A 6,049-nucleotide genomic window follows, 5' to 3' on the forward strand; every position below is an offset into this window, starting at 1 on the left:
TACAATCTGAAACCAATACGTGATTATTTCTTCTAATAATCCAGTCAAAAAAGTGACTGAATCCTCAACATCAAGACCAGCCACTTTTGAAACTCCCATCTCAAAGGGAAGCACCGAGAAAAACAAATATTTTTTCTATCCGCTTTGAACAAATATGAGATTTGAAAAGAATAATCCCCTAGAATCCACCTAGACAAAAACTGAACAAGGCGATAAAAAGTCTGAAAAAGACAAAAATTAATCTGAACGATCTATAAATTGTCCTAATAAATATTCGGAGGCGTACTTCACTTTAGAATATTTTGTATAAAAGAGTCAATACAACCCAAAACAAGCCCAAATAACACAAATGAATCAACTTCATTTCGACTTATCCTCATTTCTTTGTTATAGCAAGTCTTCAAAAATCGTTGCGATTACCCCATTGATTTGTGCTTTTTTTCTCTTGACATTCTTGACAAGCCTTACCAGTCTCGCACAAGGCAACTCTACAAGCAAAGAAATTCCCTTTAAATCCAATGAACTGAAGTATAGCAATTCTGACAGCTCTATTCTTCAGCTAAAAAATGCTGTAGAGCTATACCGTGATAATAGGGACACCGTAAATTTGATACTTTCTCTGAATGAATTGTCTAGTATGTATGCTCACTTATTGGATTATGGAAACTCCTACGATGGCTATTGGGAGGCTTTAATTTTAGCAGATCAAATCAATAACAATCAATTCAAAGCTAAAATATATCAGGAGTTGGGCTGGCTATATAGTTTTTATCATCGAGATGAAGAAGCACTTAAATATTTCAATCTAGGACTTGATGTTAATAAGGAATTGTATAGACAAAAAATTATAGACGCTTCTTATATAATAAGTGATTATTTCTCATTGATTAACTTTTACCGTGTCAACGGAGATTACAATACAGCTTCCAAATACCTCGATAGCTGCTACCAACTTCAAAAAGAAATTGGTAACCCTCCTATGAATTATGTAGTAGCCGAAGATGGGTATATAGATGGTATGCAGGGTGACTTCGAAAGTGCTTTTGAAAAGCTGGCTGTTTCCAAAGATTTCTTTGAAAAGAATGATCGATCTTACTTGATAGTTATACATACCATGCTTGGAAATGTATTTAGAAATATGGGCGATTTGTCTAAAAGTGCTGCGGAATACAACCAGGCACTTGAACTTTCGAAGCAGTTTCAATCTCATTCCAATTATAAACTAATGTCTCACGAAGCTCTGGCTTCAATTTACTCAATGACCAATGATTTTCCGCGTGCTTACCAGCATTCCAAGGAAGTCAATGAGATTAACGCTGAAATTTTTGGACCAAACAGTAAAAACAACAAGCATCTATTTGCAATTAATGATCAATACAGGCTTCAAAAAGAAAAGGAAAAAGAATTGATCAAAGAGCAGCACATTGCTGAACTAGAGAACGAAGAAAGAATAAACACCTTAAAATTATGGCTATTAGGTGTAGTTCTAGTCTCCCTGGTGGTTTACGGATACTTGCTAGTTCGCAACATTCGTAGAAAACACGTTTTAGAGAAATCAGCACTGGCAGAAAGAAGGCAAATGGAACGCCAAAAGAGCAGTGAAATTTTGGAATTGAAGAACAAGGAGCTGACAACTACTGCATTGCAACTCATAGAAAAAGATGAATTTATAGATAAACTCAAACACAGCCTTTCCGACGATAAAGGATTGGTGGATGTGAATAGTCTCAAGCGGATGATTAAATCGGTTCAGGGAACTCCGGGCAGTAACTGGAAGGAATTTGAAGCGAGGTTCACTGCTATTAACCAAAGTTTCTACGAAAATCTGCAAAAACAATATCCAGAACTCTCCCAAACTGATCTAAAAATCTGTGCACTCGTCAAACTGAATTTCAGTAGCAAGGAAATGGCATCGCTTTTAGGAATATCTATAGAAAGTGTTCATACTTCCCGATATAGACTACGAAAAAAGTTCTCTATAGATAGAACTGAAAATCTTACCGAATTTATCGCTCAGTTTTAATCGCTATCTCTTTTTAACAGATACAGAAACAAACATATTTTACCCCTCGAAATCTAAACACTGGCTCAACTGGGTCAGTGTTTTTTTGTCTATTAAAAATCCAAGCATTTGAGCTGGAATGGAGGTGAAAAAATATCCTGTCAAGTCATTGACCGCTAAAAAAGGCTTCGCAATCGATATTTTAATCGATTTGTTCAGTTTTAATCGAGTTTGAAAAATGGCTTGTATTGTTTAGGATCTCTACATTGACCGAGGTTTTAAGATCAGAAATGCCATTAGCAACATAAAAGACATCCTTGATTTTTCTACCAAAGCAATATTAATCTAAACTCAAAATACCGTATGAAACAACAATTTTACTACTGGAGGAAAACCCTCCCATTAACGCTGGTTTTGTTGTGCTTATGGATACCATTTGTATCTGCACAGCAGCAAGTAAGAGGAAAGATCACGGATGATCTTGGAATGGCACTGCCTGGTACATCTATTATTCTTAAGGGTACCACTAAAGGCACAATATCTGATATTGATGGCAACTATTCTATCTCCGCACAAGTAGGTGATGTAATAGTATATACTTTTATTGGATTTAACTCAGAGGAAAGAACAGTAGGAAATGCATCTGAAATCAATGTCCAAATGACTCCAGATACCCAGAGTTTGGATGAAGTGGTCGTAGTCGGTTACGGAACTCAAACCAAAAAAGAAATTACTGGTGCGGTAGCTCAAGTCAAGGCAGATGCAATTTCCAAAGCACCAGTATCTGACGTGGGTGAGGCAATTCAGGGACAAGTGGCAGGTGTCGATGTGCAAGCATCAAGTGGCCGTCCAGGTCAAGCAGCAAATATCCAAATCAGAGGAGTAGGCTCACTGATGGGCGCTTTGGAACCTCTGTATGTGGTGGATGGAGTTCCATATCAAAACAATCCTAATATTTCTCCAGATCAAATTGAATCGCTGGATATCCTAAAAGATGGAGCTGCAGCTTCTGTATATGGTACCAGAGCATCCAATGGAGTTATCTTGATAACTACCAAAAGAGGTAAAAAAGGAAATATCGTAGTGGATTTGAATGCATACGCTGGGGTTCAAAATATCACCTCAGGTACACCATTGATGAATTCTCAGCAGCAGATGTATGCTGAAGAGGTGAAATTGGACGCATTAGGACGTGATCCACTGATCTTCTTTTTCAATCCAGATGCATTGGACTATGACACGGATTTCGTAAGCGATGTTCAAAATAACAATGCACTGATTCAGAATTATGGAATTGGCGTATCCGGAGGTACCGAGCATCTTTCGGTAAACTTTAACACCAACTATTTCAATCAGGATGGTGTATTGATCAACTCTGGTTTTGACAGGCTTAGTAATAGACTTACCGCCCAGTTTAATAGAGGGAAATTCAAAGCTTTCACAAGTATTGGTTACACAGAAGAAAACAGAACTCAGGAACCTTGGTCACTTTATGAGTATTCAATCGCTCAGAGACCCTGGCTAACTCCACTTAATTCATTGCAGACAGTAGGAGAAAACAATGTTCAAATCCCTGTAGACAATGCGATTCTATATAGCTACCTGTCTAGAGAACTTGACAATGTAGATGAGCGAAAAGTCAACACTAGCAACATCGCTCTGAATTTAGAATATGAAATATTAAAAGGCCTTAGCTATAAAATCAACTTAGGAAGCAACTCTTATAACTATAGGAGAAATTTCTTCAGACCTCAATATTTGGTTACTAATAGAGATGGTTCTTTCAATCCTACAGCTTCTAGACAAGATGCGCTTCTAAATGAAGAATTTACATTCTCACAGAGAAATACCATAGAAAACATTCTTTCCTATTCTAAAGAATTTGGCAAGCATAAGCTGAATGTAACTGGTGTTGCATCATGGGAGAAATTCACTTCCAAGCAAATAGGAACAGGAATTATTGGTCTTTTGAGCAACAAAACCCCTGTGCTAGGAGCGGGACAGCAAGCGACTAAACCTACCAGTTTCGACTATACCAATACGTTGAGTGGTTTGATGGGTCGAGTGCAATACAATTACGACGAGCGCTACTTGATCTCTGGAAGTTTTAGAAGAGATGGCTCCTCTAACTTTGGTCAAAGCAATGTTTATGGAGACTTCTTTGGAGTTTCCGCAGGTTGGAATATCTCAGAAGAAGGTTTTTTCAGAAATGGGAACAATGACTTCATTGACAACTTCAAAATCCGTGGAAGTTATGCACAAGTAGGAAATCAAAGCATTCCTCCATATACCTATGCCAGCCAGATTGAAAGTGGTGTGAATTACATTTTCGGGATGGATGAAGAACTTTACAATGGTGCTATTCAAAGAAGGTATTCTAATCCTAATGTAAAGTGGGAGTCTAGTATTTCTTCCAATATTGGTATTGACCTTGCCATGTTCTCCAACAGGTTAAACTTCACTGCAGACCTATACAAAAACGACAAGCAGGACATGCTGTTGCCAAGAGCAACTCCTCCTTCCGGAGGAGCTTTTCACCCAGGAGCAACTGGGACCTACAGCCCGATCATCGTGAATGCTGGAAACATGACTAACAAAGGGATTGAACTTTCACTTTCCTATAGAACAGAATATGCCTCTGGTTTCAAATGGAATGTTGCTTCTACATTTACTAAAAATGTAAATGAAATCACTGATTTGGAAGGAATAGAAAGAGGATATGGTAATGGACAGCCTTCTTCTTCCCTTGGATCAAATGTGGATTTAACGACTTTCTTTGCCGTAGGCTATGAAGCAGGAGCATTCTTTTTGGTACAGCATGATGGGATAGTTAAAACCCAAGAGCAACTAGCGGATTATAAGAAAATTGATCCAAGCGCTCAGATCGGAGATATGATGTACAAAGATCAGTTGACTGAAGACACCAATGGAGATGGAATTCCAGATGCCGGAAACAACCGAATTGATGAAAACGACCGAGTGTATTCAGGATCTGGTCAAGCCAAATTCAACATTGGCTTAAGTACAAATTTTGACTACAAAGGCTTTGACTTATATGTACAAAACTATTTCTCCTACGGAGCAAAGCTGTACAACGGCGCTAAATATTATGCATATACCCAAGGCCGTCACCTAGATCAATACTACATGTGGACACCGCAAAACGCAGATACCGACATCCCTACAGACCGAGGAGATGGTTACCACAACAACGTGAGAGCGAGATCTGATTTCTTCTTGGAGGATGGCACTTACTTCAGAATCAGAAATATTACCCTAGGATACACGATCCCGCTTTCTGCTACAGGTAAAATCGGGGTGAATAAAGCGAGAATTTACGGTACCGCTATGAATCCATTCACCTTCACCGAATACACTGGCTATGATCCCGAAGTAGGAGGAAACGGTATTAGCACTAGAGGTGTGGATCAGGGAAATTACCCGGTATCCAGAAGATTCATTTTCGGTGTACAGATCCAATTCTAATCTTAAAAAAGCATTACAATGAAACTCAAAATAAATAAACGATCCTTTGCATCGATAGCCTTGTCTTCGATGCTCTTATTCGGATGTGGTGTAGATTTTCTGGAAGAAACGAATCCAAATGCCATAACTACCGATACATTTTGGGAAACATCCAAGCAATTCCAATCTGGCCTTGCTACTGTCTATGGAGCATTGCAGTTCCAATCAATCAGCGGAGCAGGTTTGATTAATGAGATGATCCTAGGAGACATAGGTGGCACGGAATCCTGGTATAGACCAACTGCCTACAGAAACCTCACCTATAACGACGCCAGTGATCAAGTAACTGATAAGTGGAATGAGCTTTACATCGGAGTCTTCCGAGCCAATCAAGTGATCAATCAAATTCAGGAGGCTGATCCTAGCCTTTTTGCTGAAAATGAAAAAGAGACTATTGAGGCTGAAGCCAGATTTCTTAGAGCATTCTTCTATTTCCAATTAGCCAATACTTACGGAAAAGCAGTTATCCGCACAGAAGTGCCCGTGACTGATGAAGATTTCAATAAGCCTTCAAGCCCAAAA

At 38.8% G+C, this 6,049-nt stretch carries 3 protein-coding genes; all 3 read left to right on the forward strand.

Annotated features, from left to right (window positions below):
* The first annotated feature begins 349 nt into the window (after positions 1 to 349).
* Positions 350 to 2,023: a hypothetical protein gene (locus Q0L68_RS14855; RefSeq protein WP_296704755.1), complete on the forward strand. Its 1,674-nt coding sequence runs from the start codon at positions 350 to 352 to the stop codon at positions 2,021 to 2,023.
* 342 nt (positions 2,024 to 2,365) lie between these two features.
* Positions 2,366 to 5,488 (forward strand): TonB-dependent receptor, encoded by a 3,123-nt coding sequence (locus Q0L68_RS14860; RefSeq protein ID WP_296704758.1) that lies wholly within the window; start codon positions 2,366 to 2,368, stop codon positions 5,486 to 5,488.
* A gap of 18 nt (positions 5,489 to 5,506) precedes the next feature.
* The coding region (locus Q0L68_RS14865; RefSeq protein WP_296704761.1) for a RagB/SusD family nutrient uptake outer membrane protein at positions 5,507 to 6,049 on the forward strand (543 nt) is incomplete at its 3' end.

Source organism: Algoriphagus sp., from assembly GCF_024642405.1.
Classification (GTDB): Bacteria; Bacteroidota; Bacteroidia; order Cytophagales; family Cyclobacteriaceae; genus Algoriphagus.